The following is an 18149-nucleotide window of genomic DNA, read 5'->3' on the forward strand; positions in this document are numbered from 1 at the left end:
GCTTGGCCGGGCCGCAAAGAGAGCAGGGTCTGGCGGTGTCAGTGAACCGTCGGCGCCAGGCTGAATTGCATTCGTGGCGGCTTGGCGCGCCGGAAGGGGGAGTTGTCGCAGCCCCTCACGATCATCCGGGATGGTCCTGGGCGGTTGCTGTACGAGCTCTACCGAGAGGAAGGCATGGGCGCCGAACCAAACCGATCGCTTCGAACCTCGAGAACGTGTCCAGTGTTGCCCGAATGTCGGCGTGCAAGCGCTCCATCTGTCATGCTGCGTCCCGAATGGAGGGGATGCATATGGTCGCCAAGGGAAGCCCAAAGAAGAGGACGATTGCCTTCTTTCGTCTAATGGTCGCGAACGCCAATGACGATCGCTCGCCCACCGGGGTCACTGAGGACGAGTGGGAGCAAGGCCTCATAAACCTCTCGGGCAAGGACGTGAGTGACTGCCGATTCGAGGTCGCTGGCGAACGGCTGATCGGTCGCGCCATGCTGGTAGATGGCACGCAGTACGCACTCCGCTTGATGTCTCCGCGCAGCGACGAATCTTGGCTGGCCATCCTTCGGTATCAAAACGAACCAGGGCATGAAGAGACCGAAGAGTTCGTCGCGGGGAACGATCGAGACCTTGTGGAGACGAGCGTGATCGTGTTCGTCCCAGGCCTGAACAATGTCTTCGGCATCATTCGAGGATCACTGTCGGCCCCTACCCATGCGTCCGTTGCGTTGTGGCTCACGCAGATGTTCCCTCCTGGAGCTGACCTTCGCTTTGTGGCTGAACCCTGCTTATCTCGTAAGGTGCAGCAGAAGTTGGACGCCTCGGGCGGGGTTGCGAAGACAACGGTAAGGCTCGGTACTCAGTCCGCGAAGTCCCTCAAGAATGCAGGTTTGCCCAATCTGGGATCGTTCCTCAAGAAGGTGGAGAACACTTACGGCGAGATGATCGTTACGGTTGTCCTTCAAGTGCCCCCGGGTAAGAGCAAAGGTCATCAGGCGGCACGTGACCAGCTCAAATCGGACACCGAGACTCTCGCGAGCCTGTCCACGATCAAGACACTGAAGGCCAATTTGGTTGTGGATGACGACACGGCTCGGCGGCGCGAGGAAGTAAACTTCATCGAGCAGCGGATGACTACCCAGACGGTGATCACGACGCGCGACGACGATGGCAATGTCATCCGCGACGACAGTGCCGTTCGACAGATCGTTGCCCACGGCACAGACGCGGCGGTGATGGAGGAGTTGCGGGCGGCTGATCCGCAGTAGGGTGCGGCTAGCGGAGGGAGTGCCCATGCCAAACGCGCGCGGTGGTCTGTCGGTAGTGCATGGCAACCTCGTGGAGATGGTGGGGTCCTTGGAGGGTTGGTGGCTATCGAACCGGTGGGTAGACGCCCTGATCGTGGGTGGTGTCTCCGGTGGCCACTTCCTGGCTGTTCGCTTTCGTGACTGGCCCACCCTTCTCGATGGCATTGACCCAGTCCGTCGCACCGCGCTGTACGGGGCGTGCGCCGTCGTCGTCTCGTTGACCGGGACCCTGGCCAGCATCAGTGTCGGCCAGTACCTATCCGGCAAGGGCGATCGAGTTGTTGCCCTCAAGGAAAACTTCGGTCCGGAGCTCGGACGGGTTTGGCGTGGTGCCTTCCTCGGGTCTGGGTCGGCTGCCATCCTCTTTCTAATCGCATTTGGTCTAGACAGCCGGCCGGCTGCTGGCAATGCAGGCATCTGGGTCTTTGAGGTGGGTGCCCTAGTTGCTGTGATGGGACTCTTGCGCTTGGCGCTGCTATTTGGCCGAATCGTGGGACTGGTGGTGCTTGACGACGTGGCGCCCTTGGCGCCAGTTATCCACTCGGTCGACAAGGCGCCGTTTCGAAAGTCCGGCTAGGGCGCCGTCTGCCTGAGCGGTCCTCATTCGTTTGGCGCTTGCACGACCCCGGGTCAGCTGGAGCCACTTAAGGCAGCGGAGCGCAGCGTCGTCCAGGGTGTAAAGCATGCGCGGGCTGATCCGAAATCGCTGCGTGATAGATATCGCGTGGTACCTCGCCCGTGCAGCGCCTTCTCGGACAAGACAGGCGGGCCAGACTCTCCGGTCGAATCAGGGCTGCGGCCGCTCTCCCATCCAAAGGCGAGATCCCTCTTTCGCAAGGATGACTTTTCGTTCGTCGTAGTCAGGCATGACGCGGGCGAGCGTGACCCAGAACGCTGTGCCGTGATGCGCCTCTATGAGGTGCGCCAATTCGTGGGCGACAACGTAGTCGACAAGAGCAGGGCGGAGCTGCAAGGTCGCCCAGTGAATCCGCACACGCGCGTCAGAAGTGGCCGCACCCCATTTGTGCCCAAGGTCGGCGACCTCGAGCGCCGAGGGCTGCACGCGAAGCCGGCGCGCCCATTCGGACACGTTCGGCCGGAGCCACTTCAGGCCGCGGGTCCGATACCAGTCGATGATCAGAGCCAAGCCGTCGCTGCGCCGATGCTCGGGCAAGACGAGGCAACCGCGCTCGAGGCGCACATGGTCAGCGCCGTTGTCCACGATGCGCAGCTGGTGACTGCGGCCGAGGTACAGAAACCCTTCACCGTCGGCCAGCGCCTTGGCAATCGGTTCGGCGTGCAGGAGTTCCTTTTCGGCGAGCTTGGTGTAGATCCATTCCCTCTTCGACCGCAGGAATACTTGCAGCTCATCAGTCTCGACGTCCTTCGCGGCGCGCAGGCGCAAGCTGCCATCGCGGTCTACGGTCAGCCGGGCGCGTCGACTGGCACCGCTGCGCTCGACGGGCACCGTCATGCCGTCTAGTACGAGAGCGTTTGTCATACGGCGCCTCCCGGGCGTCGCTGCGCGATGAGCGCCTGGTTGGCCTTGGCAAGTTCAACGAGCTGGTCGGCGATCGCTGGCAGGTCCTCGAACTGGAACATATCCCCATCATCGAGCAGTTTGATCAGTTCCGCGCGGAGGTCGTCCTGTGCATGGAGGTTTTGCCAGAAACGGACGATCAGCGCTCGTGGCACGACGATATCTACGACCGCCGGAGCAAGGCCGAGCAGGCTAAGGCGATCCTCGTCGAGCATGTCGGCGCCTGTTGCGAACTCCGCCTCAAGGATGCCGTAGAAGCGGGCCACCAATGGATCGACGTGTGCGGGGTCAGCGTCCCCGCCCGCGGCATCCTTAGTCAGCTCCTCCAACGCGAGCATGAGCTGGTCCCACTTACCCAGCAGCTCCTTGAGGATGTCGTCGAGCCGTTCGGACAGCTTGGCGTAGCGGCTTGGGTCAGAGTCAAAGTTCTTGCGGATGTGGAACCGTAGGGCGTGCTCCATCTCGGAGGCCTTGGCCTTGTCTGAGGTCAGGCCCTTGACCTTAGTAATGAAGTCGGGTGCGGTGATCGATACGGGCGGGATCTTGGTCGCGATGTCGAGCGCCGTGACGTGTTGGTCGATGAGCTCGCGAACTTTTGCGCCATAGAGTGACACGTCGAAGTCGCCACCGTCATCGCGGTAGCGGCGCCGCGAGATCTTCTGGATGAGGGCAAGCCGCTTAGCGTCACGCACGTAAGGGAGCGCCTCGGGTCGAGGCAGAACGATGTCAAGCGTGGTTAGGAACGACTTGAGCAGGACGGTGAACCTAGCGCGCAGCGACTCGTCCGCGAGCACATCGATGCATGCCTCGACGTCCTCGGCGGTCTCGAACGTGTCGATGCCGGCGGGGGCAAACACTGCGATCGCTCGGGCATGTCGGTCGCGCAGCTTCGGCAATTCGTCCGCGATGGATGACAGCGCGCCGATTGCGTCGGGTCCATCCTCGGGAGCGTAGGCCGCCAACGCTTTCTGCAGGTGTGCCCCGACGCCGAAGTAGTCAACCATGAGCCCGGCGCTCTTGCCGCTGGCGGTTCGGTTGACGCGTGCGATCGCTTGCAGCAGCTCGGCGTCTTGAATGAATCGGTCCAGGTAGAGCACCTGCTCGATCGGGGCGTCGAAGCCGGTAAGGAGCATCGTGCGGACGATCAGGAAGGCGACTGGGCTGGTGTTCTCCGCCTCTGGCCCGAGCGCCTTCTGGAAGTTGGCAATCGCTGTTTCCTGCTTGGCCTTGTCAGTCCACTCAGCCAATGACGGCGGGTCGTTGTTGTCGCTGGAGATGACGGGCACAAAGTCGAGCAGCCTAATGAGCTCGAGGTGCGGGCGGGCGCGGATCAGCACCTGCGTCTTGCGGTCGAGCGAGTCGATGTCGACGACGCCACTGGCCACCTGCTCTAGCAGCTGAGGAGAAAGGGCTCCGATCTGCACGACGACCTCGTCACGGGCAGCCATCATTGCCTCGCGATAGCGCACGGTCGCGAGGCGGCTAGTCGCGCTGACCTGGGCTTTGAACCCGTTGGGAAGCACGGTCGAGATGTAGTGCCACATCATCGAGCGGGCCTTTGCGGCTATGAGCTGGGGCGCCTCGAGCACCGCGCCCGTTGTCGCGTACCGGGCCTTGAGCTTCTCGAGCTCCTCCGGTGTCTGTTGCTCAAACATGTCCTCGAACAACTCGTCGAGATCGCTGCTGCCCTGAACGGCGCCCTTGGCAGTTCGGCCCTCGTAATAGATAGGCACGACCGCGCCGTCCGCCTCAGCTTCGCGGATCGTGTAGCGATCGATCTCGGGACCGAAGATCGATTCGCTCTTCTTCTTGCCTTCCTTCATGATCGGCGTGCCGGTGAAGCCGATCTTGGCCGCGTTCGGCAACGCTGCCATGAGGTTGGCGTGCAGCGTTGAGGTCTGTGAGCGGTGGGCCTCGTCGACCAGGATGACGATCGACTCGTCGGCGTTGAGCTCGCCAAATGCTTCAGCGGCAGGGTCGTCGGCAAGACCGTCGCCTCCAGCACCGGCAACGACGTCGCTGTCGCGGTACTTCTGGATCATGGCGAAGACAAGCGCGGGGCCGTGCTGAGCTAGGACCTTCCGAAGTTTGGACGACGTGCGAGCCCGTTCGACTACCTCGCCGGATAGCTTGGCGGTCTTGGAGAGTTGCTTTTCGAGATCACTGCGGTCTGTGATGACGACGACCTTGAACGCCCGTAGCAACGGATCCGAGCGCATGGCGCGCACCAGGAAAACCATGGTGAGGCTCTTTCCGGAGCCTTGGGTGTGCCAGATCAGCCCACCACGGCGATCGTGTTCGCCGTCCTGTGGGCGGGTCTTGCCCGTGTGCATCCGGCCGAGCGCTTTGCGCACCGCGCGATACTGCTGGTACCGAGCGACGAGTTTCACCCGCTTGCCGCTGGCCTCAGCAAAGAGGGTGTAGTGCCGCACGATGTCGAGCAGGTTCGCCTTCGTCAGCATCCCGGCGGTCATCAGCTCCTGGCCAGTCAACTGGCTGGTCGGTTTCCCGAGTTGTGTTGCGAGTTCGTCCTTGGTCAGCGGCGCGGGGTCCTTCCACTCCAAGAAGTGCTCCGGCATTGCGGTGAATGTGCCTACGCGCGCCCTGTCGCCGTAGGTCGACACGATGAACTGGTTGGTCCAAAACAGCTTCTCGTTCCCTTCGGGCAGCCCGAGATCGCGCTGGTTGGCGTAGCGCCGTAGCTGTTTGATGCCCTCGGCCATCGGATCCACGATGTAGGGGCTCTTGCACTCGATCACAACGAGCGGGATGCCGTTAACGAACACCACGATGTCCGGCGCTACAAACTTCTTCGACTGACCGCCCGGCTCATCGACGCGGAACTGGCTGATAGCAAGGAAGTCGTTACGGTCCGGGTGTTCCCAGTCGAAAAACTTGATCCGTTGGCTGCGGCCCTGATCCCAGGCGGGCAGGCCGGACACTGACACGCCCTCAAGCAGCAGGGTCGTCATCCGCTCGTTGATCTCCAGGAGCCTTCCGACGCCGGGACGCGTCAGGGAGGAGACGGCCTCGGAGAGACGCGCGTCATCGAGCCATGACTGGCCGTTCGGGCCCGGGTTCAGATCTCGCAGTGTCCTGCGTAGCCGGTCTTCAAGGATGACCTCACGGAAGTTGGCCCGCTCCGTGATCGCGGGGTCGTACTTGTCACCGTTGATAGTGGCGTAGCCCAGACCAGCAAGCTGATCGAGCAAGGGCCTCTCGACTTCGGTGTACTCGGGGCCAGCGTTCATGAAAGCGGCTCCGCATGCCTCGGAAGACGTCCCCTTGTTAGATCCGAGAGCACACCCAAGCGGAGGAGCTTCAGCTTCCGTAGGACCGATGCGTGATCCAAAATCAGCTGACTCACGTTACTCTCTCGCCTCACTATTGCTTCCTGCGCTGGAATTGAGGGAATCGCGATTTCCAAACGCTTCAACTGGCCGAGGTTGAGGTTGTGTTGAGCACTACCGAAATGAAGTTTGCCGATCTGCGTCTTACAGGTTTCGGAGTTCAAATACATCGATAGGTAGTCAGGGAGTAGATCCCTCCGGGATGGAGTTACGACCAACAGCGAGAAGCAGTTTGCCCCGTCGAGCGAATCCGGTACAACTGCGGCCGTGCCGGGATAGCCCGTCCTTACGACGACTACATCCCCAGCGCGAAGGATAGATGCCGACTGCACGCGATTGTATGACTCTGTGATGAAGAGCATCGCCGCCTCATCAATACGCCCTGGTCGCACGTTCTGTGAGCGAATGAATGGCACCCCCTCCGAAACGTAGGCTTGGGTCGCGCTATTGACGACTCCCACGGTCATCCGCGTGCACCAACGACTAAGCGGCCCAGATCGCCAAATGGTGTTCTTCTCTGCACGGTTCGCCTGGGTGCGGCCACGCAAGGCGTCATCGACAAGTCCAAGGCGGATCATTCCAAGCTTGTCGATCATTCGTTGAGTCGTAAGGATCTCCGCATCGACCTCATCCAGCGTGGCCACCACTCGCTTCTGTTCGTCCCCACGCGGGACCGAGATGCGGAGGTCGCGAAGATCACCCCAAGAGGTCCGCGGCATCTTGGTGCCGAATGCTCGGTTCGCCGCATAGTCCAGCACGTCTGGGGATCGAAGGACATGATTTAAGAACGACGGATCGACGTCGGGCTTTGCGCGCAGTACCAAAATGTCAGTCGAACAGTAGCCATCGAAATCGGCTCGTGCGACCTTCCGAAGATTCGGTCGCAGTTTGCCAAACAAGGTGTCGTCCCGACGGAACACGGTGTTGACACTGATGGACTCAGCTGAGGGAACAGAACCCTGAATCAGCGGATTGTCCGTCTGCAGGTGCTCCAGGCCGACGTACGAGGTGTCCCGATTCTTGGCTCGGCCAGCCACCTTTATCGTGACGTTGTCGGCCAGATCGCCTATCCGCGGCCGCTCATGCATAACCAATCTCCTTGAGGAATCCGGCGAGGCGAAGCTCGGCGGCATCTCTCTCCTCTTCGAGCCTGGTCAGCGTAACCGCGTATTTGTCCCACAAGGTCTCGAAGGAATCGACCACCAAACGCCGGTGACGGATGACACGGTCCAATGCCTCAGCTTGAATGTCATTACGGAAGGCGTTAACAACGATGGCGAGGGCCCTACTCTCATCAAGGGCGCCCGCCGCCTCGGCGAGCTTCTTTCCAAAGGCGGCACGCTCATTCTTGCGCTTTCGCTTCGCGGCCGTCAGCTGCTTTTTGAGTTGCTTGATATCAGCTTCGGACAGCGCATCCTCGCCACCCGTTTCGCCTTCCTCCTCGTCCTCGCCCGCCGTCGCGCCTGTGATCGCTGAGTCCAATACGAAGACGTTGGCCTCGATCTCAGCCAGGCCTTCTAGGAAGTCGGGTAGCAAGGCCTTGGCGACTTTGTGATCGAGAGGGTTGATCTTGGCCTTTTCCCCATCGAGGGCGTCGAGGACCATGGATACCCAGGCATCGACCAGGCCCTTGTAGCCAAGGGTGGCCAGGGCCTTGAGGTCAGGAAGTGCTTTGCCCCACCACGACGCGATGATGCCGTCGATCTGGAATCTGTCGAGCATTTTCGTCGAAGCCAGGGCCTCGGCGAAGCTCGTCAGGAACTCGCGCCGGAGCGGCACGAGGTGCGCTGTTGATGCGAGGCCGTCTAGGCGAGACTGCTCCGTGACCCACCACTTCTCGATCGCGTCGGTTACTGCAGCCTCTGCGGCGAGCAGCCCGCTGTCGGACTCGATCATCTCCTTGAGCTGCCGCTTGGTCTCGATCTTCGGGTCGAAGTCGTAGTAGTCAGTGTCGCGCTCCGCGAAAACATGAGTGACAACGAATCCGTGCGAGCTGAACAGTTCGCCCTTCGCCACGATCTCCGCCTTGGGCACACCGCCGCGCAAATGCGCTCGGACGTCCTGCGGCTCTGGCGGCGGGGTCGTGTCGACGTAGCGACGGATATTGAGGTTGTCCGCGTTTTGCTTGAGTTCGTCACGACTGACGACACGGGCGAAGTCGGGAATGTCCTTGAACGAGCGGTACGCCGAGACGATCTTCTCGATGTGCTCGGGCTCCAGGTAGTTCTGGGCGCGACCCTCGCGGTATTCGCGGTCGGCGTTGACGATCAGCACTTTGTTCTTACGCTCAGCCGGCTTGGAACCCTTCGGTCGCAATACCAGGATGCAGGCCGGGATGCCGGTGCCGTAGAACAGCTGCGGGCCCAGACCAATGATCGCCTCGACGATATCGTCGGTCAGCAGACCCGTGCGAATCTTGCCTTCCTCGCCGCCGCGGAACAGCACCCCGTGCGGCATCACAGTGGCGACGAGTCCGTTGTGACGGGTTACGGCCAACATGTGCTGGACGAACATCAGGTCGGCCTTCTTGCCCTTCTCGGGCGTGAAGCCGTACGTGAAGCGCTCGGGAAATGACATTCCGGCGCGGGTGTAGTTCAGCGAGAATGGCGGGTTGGTGATGACTCGGTCGAAGCGCTGTAGCTCGCCACCTGAGGTGTGCACGGGGTCCTCGAGGGTGCCGTCGTCGTTGTTGCGCAGGTCGGCGTCCGGAATGCCGTGCAGCAGCATGTTCATCTTGCAGATGGCCCAGACGCTGCCGTCCTTCTCCTGACCGGCCAAGGCAAGGTCGCGCGGGTCCCCGCCGTTCTCCTCGACGTATTCGTTGGACAGGATCAGCATGCCGCCGGAGCCTGAGCATGGGTCATAAACGCTCATGCCGGGCTGCGGGTCGGCAATCCGAATCATCAGGCGGACGACGTCACGCGGGGTGTAGAACTCACCACCCTTCTTACCTGCCGAGTCGGCAAAGTCGCGGATCAGGTACTCGTACGCGGCTCCGAGCAGGTCCGGGAACTCGAACTCGGATTTGCGCAACGGCACCTTGTTGAAGTGGAGGATCAGCTCGCGCAGCTTCTTGTCCGACATGCTCGACTGGCCGACCTTGCGGTTGAAGTCGATGTGCTGCAGCACGCCTTCGAGCGAACGGTTGTGGTTCTCCAGCGCCTGGAGAGCCTTGTTGAGCCCATCGCCGATGGCCTTGTGAAGGTGGTCACGGATCTGGGCCCAGCGCGCCTCCTCGGGAACGTAGAAGGTGCCGCGATAGAAGGCCGGCGCCTCCGCGCGCGCTTCGGCCTCTGGCTTCGACCGTCCCTTCGCGATCTGCTCGGCGATAAGCCGCGCCTGCGCTGACTCGAACTCATCCGAGGCGTACTTCAGGAACAACATGCCGAAGATGTATTCCTTGTACGCCGAGGCCTCCATCGACCCGCGCAGGATGTCAGCGGCAGCGAAGAGATGGCGTTCCAACTGGGGAAGGGTGAGACGACTCATGCTTCCGCCCCACGGCACGCCGCAATCTCATCCCGTCGATGCCCAAGGGAGTTGGTCGGTACCGACGTCGTAGCACGGCAAGCCATCAGCAGCCGCACCTTCCGCGTGGCAGCCGCGTTGTCGCGGGACATCGCGTCATCTCCTCTTCGACCAAATCATGCACAACTGACGACCGGAGCTCGGCTGCTCAGACGGTCACTGGACTGTACCGACGCCAACTGACCGTTACGCCGGTTTTATGAACTTGTTGGGGTGTTGGTTTGCCCGGACTCCTCTCTGAGGCGTCCCTCAGGGCCATCGGACTTGCGCTGGCTGTCAGGGCACCGGTGTGACCAGAGTCTGCAACAGCGCAATCTGGGTGCTCGGAAAGGTCACTCACGATGGGCCCAGATCGACAAGACGTTGGGTGTAGCCACCTGCGACGAGGCGCTCATAGGCGTTCATGACATCGGCGGTCACGTCTTGCTCCGTCGCGAAACCTCGATCGGCGTAGACCCAGATGCGCTGGGTGTCGCCGACGAGCATGTTGAGGACCTTGTGCCGATCGCCGATGGAGGCGATGTAGTCACTCAGAGACTGCGGGCGAGAGGAGCAGACGACGTCGAGCTCGGGCCATAGTTTCTGACACGTCGCGTATGCCCGACGCTGTTGGTAGGGCCGGCTGATGATGGTCGCGCTCGTAGCGCGGATGCCTTCGCGGTCTAGCAGAGCGCGCGTGAGGGTGAAGTTCTCGCTGGTGTTGCGTGCGTGTTTCTCGAGGACGATCGCCGTGTCCGGCACTCCGAGCCCTTCTGCCCGTTCGGCGTAATGCACGGCTTCACCTCGGGGGAAGGTGTCGACGGTCGTTGGTGCGTTGGCTCCGGTGAAGACGATCAGCGGGAATCGGCCTTGGCGGTAGAGGTCTGCGGTGTGTTCGGCGACACCGATGTCGTGGCTGCCGAGACCGATGGCGATATCTGTGTTCCGCGGCTCGTGGTGCATCTGGTGGTAGTCCCAGAGGATCTGGGCATCGTCCATCACGCTCAAGTCAGCCCCCTCAGTCGGGCATGTCGTAGGTGTAGCTCCACGAGAAGCGCGAAGCCGCATGAACGCCGGTCGCGTACTCCACGGCATACCCCTCATTGGTCCGGGTGATCCGCTCAAGGATCATGACCGGCTCTCCGGCTGGGAGCTCCAGTGTCGACATCTCGTCCGGCGTCGGCATCCGGGCATGGAAGGTCTCGGTGACCTCATGGGGCTCAAGGCCCTGGAGGGTGAGGACGGCGAAGCCACCGCCACGACCAGCCGGTCCTGGCGTCGCGTCGACCAGGGGAGTGCCTTCGACGTCCTGAGGCCGGTAGTAGCTCGTGAGCGTGTGGGTTGGCCGGCCCTCTTGCTTCACGATGCGGGCTCGTGCGTAGACCCGGCTGTCGGGCTCGATGCCGAGCACTTCGACGGCTCGCGGGGGCGGGCTGACCAACTCGACGGTCTGGGTCTGATCGGTGCGCTGCCACGGCTGTCCGGATGCCTCACGGTCGGCGATAAACGCGACGCTGTCGCCGAACTTCCACTTGCTCTTGGAGTACCGCTCGGCCCCAAGCCGCCGCATAGGTGGTCGTTCGCGAACGACGGTCCCTCGTCGTCGAACCGGGGTCACCAGACCCTCGGCCTCGAGGAGGGCAACGGCGTTGCGGATGGTCTTGACGTTGACCCCGAACTCGGCTGCCAGGTCGTCCTGCTTGGGCAGCGTGGACCCGGGGCTGTAGTCGCCCCGCTCGATCTCGCCGCGCAACTGCGCCGCGAGCTCTCGATAGCCCACGCCCATCCGGCGCCTCCCATCCGCGCTCTGACCTGCCATAACGCTACTGCTAATCGACCCAGAGTAAAAAGTTCGCAAATAGAACCGGTTCTAAAAACGGGCATATGGTACGTTCCTCAATAGAACCACCTCTAAGTGGTTCCACTACGAGAGGGAGTGTCATGGCTATTCAGCAGAGGATGAGGGTCCGGTTCGAGGACATCTTTCCCGAGGGTGTCGGGATGCGAGGGTCGGTCACGGCGGTGGAGGACTTCGATCTGATCCAGGCCGCTAAGGCCGAGGGCCGGGAGCCGGGGGACGTGCAGGTCCGGGACAAGGAGTCCGGGCTGCGTGTCTGGGAGGTGCGGATCGTCGACTACGACGAGGAGGCCCCGAAGAACCAAGGCGAGGTGACGGTGAAGATCGCCGCCGATGTCCAGCCGGTGCCTCCGTCGAAGGTGGAGGGTCAGAAGCTGCGGCCGGTGGAGTTCGAGAACCTGACGGTGACGGCGTGGATCGACGACCGTGGCAAGCGGCCGAAGATCGGCTGGTCGCTGCGCGCGGACGGGATGCACGCCCCCGGTGCCAAGCCGAACGGGTCGACCGCGGGCAAGGCGCAAGGGCCGGCTGAGAAGGGTGCGGCGTGATGCGCCCTGTGGAGGCGGTGCAGTGGGCTGACGCGTTCGACATCGAGGTGAAGGACCTTCCAGCGGTGCTGACCCATGAGGTCGCCCGGGTAGACGGGGTCCGCACCGAGTTGGCGAAGCTGGTCCGGGAGTTCGTCAACGCCCCGGACGACGAGGTCCGCCGGGGAATGCACCGGGCGTACTCCGCCCTTGGTGCGGCCCAGTCCCGGGTGATGACGGTCGCGGCGGACGCACGCCGGTCAGCCTGAGGCGGGGGGATCTGTGATGAGTGCGCCCAGGGGTCCGATGTTCGGCAGCGACGAGCCAGTGCCGATGATGATTGAGGCCGTCGTCCGGCTTGTGCTGCTGGTGGTGCGGTCGGTGTTCCGGCTTGTGCGGTTCGCGATCCGACGCCCCCGGGTCGCCTCGGCAGCGGGCTCGCTGTTGGTGTTGGACCGGTATGCCGGGCACGTCGCTGTCCTGGCCGTGCTCGTTGCGCTGGTGGTTGCCCTGGTGGTGTGGCGGGTGGCGTGGCCGGAGTCCTACAGGGGGCAGGTCCGGCCACGCCTGACTCGAGTGTGGCTTTCGATGACATACCCGGGCAAATGGCGACGTATCGCCCCACGCGTCGGTCTCGTCGTGCACGACCACACCGGGGCAAGGAAGCCTTGGGTGTACGGGGGTCTGGGGGACGTGCGGGTCACCCCGGCCGGGATCGTGCGGCTTCGGGTGGTGATCCCGACCGGGCTCACCCTCGAGGACTACGCCCGCAAGGCCGACGCGCTGGCTGTCGCGTTTGGGGTCCGCGAAGCCCGAGTGAGCGCGTCGGGGCCGGGGTCGGTGTGGATCGAGCTGCACCGCACCGACGTCCTCGCCACCACGATTGGCCCGCTACCGGTCGGGTCCGAACCGGAGGTGAACCTTGCGGGGGTCCCGGTCGGGCGGCACGAGGACGGCACCGAGTGGCGGTTCTCCCTCTGGCAGACGCATGTCCTGATCGCGGGGGCCACTGGTGCCGGCAAGGGCTCCATCCTGTGGTCGCTGCTGCGCGGACTCGCACCCGCTATCAATGCGGGGTGGGTGCAGGTGTGGGCGATCGATCCCAAGGGCGGCATGGAACTACGGCCCGGCCAACGGCTGTTCTCCCGGTTCGAGGACGGCACCCCCGAGACAATGTGCGACCTGCTCGAAGACCTCGTGGCCGTGATGGACCAGCGCGCCAAGCGACTGGCCCACCTGGGGATCCGCAAGCACCAGCCCTCCCCAGACTCGCCCCACCTGCTGGCCGTGATCGACGAGCTCGCCACCCTGACCGCGTTTGCCGAACGGGACGTGGTGCGCCGGATCGACAAGGCGCTCGGGCTGTTGCTGACCAAGGGCCGCGCGGCCGGGATCACCGTCGTGGCAGCCGTGCAGGACCCCGGCAAGGACGTCGTTGGATGGCGTGACCTGTTCCCCACCCGGGTTGCGATGCGCCTGGACAACCCGATACAGGTCGACATGGTCCTCGGCGAAGGCGCAAGAGACATGGGCGCCACCGCCGACCACATCAACGAGCAGACCCCAGGGGTGGCGTTCGTCCGGGTCGAGGGCACCCGCGCCATCCGCAGGGTCCGCGCCTCGTACCTGACCGACGACGACATTGCCGCCCTCGCCGGATCGGTTACCGCCTCACCGGCCCTGACCGCGCCACGCGCGCCGAAGCCGGTTGATCCCCTCGACAACTTCGACCCTGGGTCGTCAGCCGCCGCACCCGAGCCCACCCGCGTCTCTTCGCGGGACGCAGGGCCGAAGCCGAGGAAGCCCCGCACCCCGCGCAAGCCGCGCAACCGTGACGGGTCGCAGGTGGCCTGACCCATGACTGTCATCGCCGCAGGTACCACGAGGCCTGAGCCCTTTGCGGGGTTCGGGGACGAAGCTGGGCTGGATCTCGACCTGGCCTCGCCCCGAGTGGCGGCTCAGGTGATGGCGCGGTTGCTGTCGCCGGACTTCGAGGACTGGTCGAACGCGGTCGCCCGGGTTGGGTCGTGCACCAACCCGATCCACCTCACCGGATCGTCGATGCGCGTCGACGCCAGCACAGGGGAGGTGCTGTCGACGTACTCGTCCGACGCCGAACCGCTGGGTACCACGTTGATTCGGTGTGGCAACCGTCGCGCCTCTGATTGCCCGTCGTGTTCGCGGATCTATGCGGCCGACATGTTCCACCTGATCAAGGCGGGGGTTGCGGGCGGCAAGGGCGTCCCGGAACGGGTGGGGGAGAACCCACTGGTGTTCGCCACCGTCACCGCGCCCTCGTTCGGGCATGTCCACGGCATGCGTGACAACGGTCGTAGGTGCCGCCCTCATTCGAAGGCGAAGCGGTGCGAGCACGGCAGACCCACCACCTGCCACCTGAGGCACGAGGACGGGGACGAGCTGCTGGGGCAGCCGCTGTGTTGGGAGTGCTACGACTACGCCTCTCACGTCGTGTGGCAGTGGTGGGCTCCCGAGCTGTGGCGCCGGTTCAACATCGCGATCAAGCGCGCGCTGGCGCACCGCCTCGGGGTTAGGGAATCCCGACTAAAGCGCGTCGCGTGCGTGCAGTACTCCAAGGTGGCCGAGTACCAGCGCCGTGGGCTGATCCACTTCCATGCCCTGGTCCGCCTGGACGGGCCCAAGACCGACGACGCGTTCGCGCCCGCACCTGACGGGGTCGCCGCGCAACTGCTCGCCGAGGTCGTCGAGGAAGCCGTGCGATCGGTCCGGTTTAGCGCCCCACCCGTGTTCGACGGCGATGTGCCCAGGGTGCTGGCATTCGGTGCCCAGGTCGACTCCCGCCCGGTGAAGGTCGGCCACCGCACCGACGACCCGAACGGACCCTTGAACGCCGAGCAGGTCGCCGGGTATCTCGCGAAGTACTCGACCAAGTCCGCGACCGACACCACCACCGGTGACCAGTCGAACCCGCACCTGTCCCGGATCCAAGCGGTGGCGGTCGAGTTCGCCACCCTCGTCGAGGACGAATGGGTCGCCGACCAGATGCCATGTGACCTGAAAGAGCTGCCGTACGGGCTGCTGGGTAAGTGGCATACCGCCCTGGGGTTCCGCGGCCACTTCGCGACCAAGTCGCGTCGCTACTCCGTCACCCTCGGTGCCTTGCGCCATGCCCGTCGCCGCGCGCAAGTCCTCATCGCAGACGCGCAACGCACCGGCATACCCGTCGACCTCGCGTCGATGGAAGCCCAGCTGCTCGCCGACGACGAAGACGAAACCACGCTCGTGGTCGGGTCCTGGTCCTTCGCCGGGACCGGGTGGGACACGGAAGGTGACGTCGCACTCGCCCGGGCAGCTGCGACCAGGGCGCGCGAGTACGCGCAACACAGGGCCGAGGCGAAGCGTGCGAATCAGTAGTAATCACAGGGAAAATCAACCAAGGGGTGAAGGTCATGAGTAGGGAAGTCGACGAAGTGCAGGCTCCAGTGCTGCTGTCTCCGGACGAGGCGGCGAAGTGGTGCCACATCAGCGTGGGAACGTTGAACCATTTGCGGTACCACGGGCGGTTCGCTCCGGCGATCAGGATCGGCAAGCGCTGCTTCTGGACGCCGAAGGACCTCCTAGCGTGGTTGGAGTCGCAGAAGGAACCAGCGTGATCATCAAGCGCCCCAACGGAAAGTGGCGCGTGCAGGTGAAGTACCGCAGCCGAGTGGTGGCTGACCGGACCTTCGACCGACGCGGGGACGCGGTGAGGTGGGAGATCGAGCAGAAGCGGCTCCTGCACTCGGGGGAGTTCGTCGCTCCCGCTGCGGGTCGGATCACGGTGCGCGAGCTGGCCGACGAGTTTCGGGAGGCGCGGAAGGGACAGGTGTCGGTGCGGGCCTGGGAGTCGGACGAGAGCGCTCTGCGGGTCCACATCGTGCCGGCCTTTGGGAAGCTCCCCATCTCGTCAGTCACAGCGCCCCTGGTCGAGCGGTTCCTCGTCGACCTGGCGGTGTCGAGATCCGTGCGGACCGCAGCACGGGTCCGGACCACCCTGCGGGGTCTGTTCAGGTATGCCGTAAAGACGCGTCGGTTGCAGGTGTCGCCCGCGGAACTCGTGCCCCTGCCGCACCCCGACTCGAGGACGGGGAAGGTGGTTGAGGTGGACCCCTTCACGGTCGCTGCACTTCTTGATGTGGTCGACACTCAGGCCAAGCTGTCGCCCGGCGGTGCCGACATCACCCTGGTCCTGGCTCTGACCGGCCTCCGGTTCGGTGAGCTGCGGGGGCTCCGAGTCCGAGACGTGGTGTCGGTTCCCTATCCCGGGATCGTGGTCAAGCGATCAATCCCGCAGTCCGGCCTGACGGGTGCGGTCATCGAACGGTCCACGACCAAGAGCGGCCGATCCCGGATGGTGCCGTTGTCTGAGCTGGTCCTACCAGTGGTGATGAAGGCCGCGCAGGACAAGCAGCCGAACGACTTGCTCTTCCCCGCTCCCGAAGGTGGGTACCTCCACGCCCAGAACTGGCGGCGGCAAATCCACTGGAACACGACGGGCCTCGGGAGGCGTCCACACGACCTGCGACACACGGCCGCATCCCTGTGGATCGCAGCAGGTGTGGACATCAAGACAGTGTCGTCCTGGCTCGGCCACTCGACGGCGAAGCTGACCCTGGACACGTACGGACACCTGATGGGGACCGACGCGGACCGCGCAGCCCTGGACCGGGTCAATAAGGCTCTTGGGAACCCAATGGGCACCCAGGGGCCGAAATCGTCAGAGTCGGAGAGCGACGGCGAGGCATGAAAAGGGCCTCTGACCTGCGAAAACGTGGTGGTGCCCTCGGGCAGATTCGAACTGCCGACACCCGCTTTAGGAGAGCGGTGCTCTATCCCCTGAGCTACGAGGGCGGGGCATGGCTGAAACCCTCGCTGTGAGGCTCGCTGGAACCCTGCTACCGGTACGCCATGTGTGAGGAAGGTTAGCCGACCTGAAGGTGAGCGCGGGAACAGGGCAATCTGACGCGGTGTCGCTCCCCATGTTCAAGGTCCGGGGAGTCAGGCCGTCCACTACGTTCAGGTCGTGGAGCAGCTTGCGGAGGCACTCGCCCGGCGGGCGGCTGAGCTCGGGTTCTCGGGCGTGGTCCGCGTGGATCGTGGTGGGCAGACCGAGGTCGCCCAGGCCTTCGGCTTCGCCGAGCGCGCCTTCCGGGCGCCCAACACCGTCACCACCCAGTTCGGCCTCGCCAGCGGCTGCAAGGCCTTCACTGCGCTGACCGTCGTTGCGCTCATCAACGAGGGCCGTCTGTCGTTGAGCACCTCGGCTCGGTCGATCCTCGGCGACAGCCTGCCCGAGATCGACGAGCGGGTGACCGTCGAACACCTCCTCGCGCACCGGTCCGGCATCGGGGACTACATCGACGAGGAGGCTGGGTTCGACCCGACCGACTACGTCATGCGTGTGCCGGTCCACCAGCTGGCGACCACGGAAGAGTACGTCGCCGCACTGCAGGGATTCCCGTCGAAGTTCGCCCCCGGCGACCGGTTCTCCTACAACAACAGCGGCTACGTCGTCCTTGCGCTCATGGTGGAGCGATTGACCGGAACGCCCTTCCACACCCTGGTGACCGAGAAGGTGTGCGGACCCGCCACCATGAGCAACACGGCATACCTGCGCAGTGATGAGCTGCCGGCCGGGGTGGCCCGCGGTTACCTGGCGGTCGACGGGCTGCGCACCAACGTGCTGCACCTGCCGGTCCTGGGCAGCGGCGATGGGGGCGCCTACTCCACGGTCGAGGACCTCCACCGGTTCTGGGTCGCCTTGTTCGAAGGCCGCATCGTCCCCATGCCGTGGGTGCAGGAGATGGTGCGGTCACGCAGTGACGCGCCAGCGGAGGCCCGCCGCTATGGCCTCGGCTTCTGGCTCCACGCCGACCGGGACGTGGTCTTTCTCGACGGCTGCGATGCCGGTGTCGGGTTTCGCAGCATTCACGACCCCTCCGCAGCCACGACCTTGACCGTGGTGTCCAACACCACCGACGGGGCGTGGGTCATCGCTGAACTCCTCGACGAACTACTTCTGACGTAGCTCGAGGGCGTCGCAGCTGGGTC

At 64.0% G+C, this 18149-nt stretch carries 15 protein-coding genes and 1 tRNA gene; 9 read left to right on the forward strand and 7 right to left on the reverse strand.

What is annotated here, in order from left to right; genetic code table 11:
- Positions 1-290 precede the first annotated feature (290 nt).
- Entirely contained in the window at positions 291-1259 is a 969-nt protein-coding gene (locus AC1DVZ_RS00180; protein WP_477616161.1) for a hypothetical protein, read from the forward strand.
- 25 nt (positions 1260-1284) lie between these two features.
- On the forward strand, positions 1285-1875 hold the full coding sequence (locus tag AC1DVZ_RS00185; RefSeq protein WP_477616162.1) for a hypothetical protein: 591 nt from the start codon (positions 1285-1287) through the stop codon (positions 1873-1875).
- 210 nt (positions 1876-2085) lie between these two features.
- Here AC1DVZ_RS00185 and AC1DVZ_RS00190 read toward each other — a convergent pair whose 3' ends face one another.
- The 6 genes from AC1DVZ_RS00190 to AC1DVZ_RS00215 all read right to left on the reverse strand — a co-directional run bounded on the left by AC1DVZ_RS00190 (position 2086) and on the right by AC1DVZ_RS00215 (position 11514).
- Complete coding sequence (locus AC1DVZ_RS00190) at positions 2086-2772, reverse strand: M48 family metallopeptidase (protein ID WP_477616163.1); 687 nt, start codon at positions 2770-2772, stop codon at positions 2086-2088.
- Positions 2773-2795: 23 nt separating this feature from the next.
- On the reverse strand, positions 2796-6089 hold the full coding sequence (locus tag AC1DVZ_RS00195; RefSeq protein ID WP_477616164.1) for a type I restriction endonuclease subunit R: 3294 nt from the start codon (positions 6087-6089) through the stop codon (positions 2796-2798).
- Positions 6086-7276, reverse strand: a complete 1191-nt coding sequence (locus AC1DVZ_RS00200; protein WP_477616165.1) for a restriction endonuclease subunit S — start codon at positions 7274-7276, stop codon at positions 6086-6088. The genes AC1DVZ_RS00195 and AC1DVZ_RS00200 overlap by 4 nt, the downstream gene beginning before the upstream one ends.
- Positions 7269-9677, reverse strand: a complete 2409-nt coding sequence (locus AC1DVZ_RS00205) for a type I restriction-modification system subunit M (protein WP_477616166.1) — start codon at positions 9675-9677, stop codon at positions 7269-7271. Before AC1DVZ_RS00205 ends, AC1DVZ_RS00200 begins: the two co-directional genes overlap by 8 nt.
- Before the next feature lie 375 nt (positions 9678-10052).
- On the reverse strand, positions 10053-10694 hold the full coding sequence (locus AC1DVZ_RS00210; RefSeq protein WP_477616275.1) for a YdcF family protein: 642 nt from the start codon (positions 10692-10694) through the stop codon (positions 10053-10055).
- Between the two features lie 19 nt (positions 10695-10713).
- Entirely contained in the window at positions 10714-11514 is an 801-nt protein-coding gene (locus AC1DVZ_RS00215; protein ID WP_477616167.1) for a GntR family transcriptional regulator, read from the reverse strand.
- Between the two features lie 122 nt (positions 11515-11636).
- On the opposite strand from AC1DVZ_RS00215, the gene AC1DVZ_RS00220 reads away from it, so the two are divergent.
- The 6 genes from AC1DVZ_RS00220 to AC1DVZ_RS00245 are packed head-to-tail and all read left to right on the forward strand — an operon-like array spanning position 11637 to position 16845.
- Positions 11637-12101: a plasmid replication, integration and excision activator gene (locus AC1DVZ_RS00220; protein ID WP_477616168.1), complete on the forward strand. Its 465-nt coding sequence runs from the start codon at positions 11637-11639 to the stop codon at positions 12099-12101.
- Positions 12098-12349, forward strand: coding sequence for a hypothetical protein (locus AC1DVZ_RS00225; RefSeq protein WP_477616169.1), 252 nt, complete (start codon positions 12098-12100; stop codon positions 12347-12349). Before AC1DVZ_RS00220 ends, AC1DVZ_RS00225 begins: the two co-directional genes overlap by 4 nt.
- Positions 12350-12365: 16 nt before the next feature.
- Complete coding sequence (locus AC1DVZ_RS00230; protein WP_477616170.1) at positions 12366-13934, forward strand: FtsK/SpoIIIE domain-containing protein; 1569 nt, start codon at positions 12366-12368, stop codon at positions 13932-13934.
- A gap of 3 nt (positions 13935-13937) precedes the next feature.
- Entirely contained in the window at positions 13938-15473 is a 1536-nt protein-coding gene (locus AC1DVZ_RS00235) for a replication initiator (protein ID WP_477616171.1), read from the forward strand.
- A gap of 35 nt (positions 15474-15508) precedes the next feature.
- Positions 15509-15712, forward strand: coding sequence for a helix-turn-helix transcriptional regulator (locus AC1DVZ_RS00240; RefSeq protein ID WP_477616172.1), 204 nt, complete (start codon positions 15509-15511; stop codon positions 15710-15712).
- On the forward strand, positions 15709-16845 hold the full coding sequence (locus AC1DVZ_RS00245) for a tyrosine-type recombinase/integrase (protein ID WP_477616173.1): 1137 nt from the start codon (positions 15709-15711) through the stop codon (positions 16843-16845). Before AC1DVZ_RS00240 ends, AC1DVZ_RS00245 begins: the two co-directional genes overlap by 4 nt.
- A gap of 28 nt (positions 16846-16873) precedes the next feature.
- Here the strand turns inward: AC1DVZ_RS00245 and AC1DVZ_RS00250 are convergent.
- Positions 16874-16949, reverse strand: a tRNA-Arg gene (locus AC1DVZ_RS00250).
- A gap of 172 nt (positions 16950-17121) precedes the next feature.
- Between AC1DVZ_RS00250 and AC1DVZ_RS00255 the strand changes: the two genes are divergently transcribed.
- On the forward strand, positions 17122-18126 hold the full coding sequence (locus AC1DVZ_RS00255; RefSeq protein ID WP_477616174.1) for a serine hydrolase domain-containing protein: 1005 nt from the start codon (positions 17122-17124) through the stop codon (positions 18124-18126).
- Positions 18127-18149: the final 23 nt, after the last annotated feature.

It is taken from the genome of Pedococcus sp. P2_E5 (assembly GCF_056403895.1).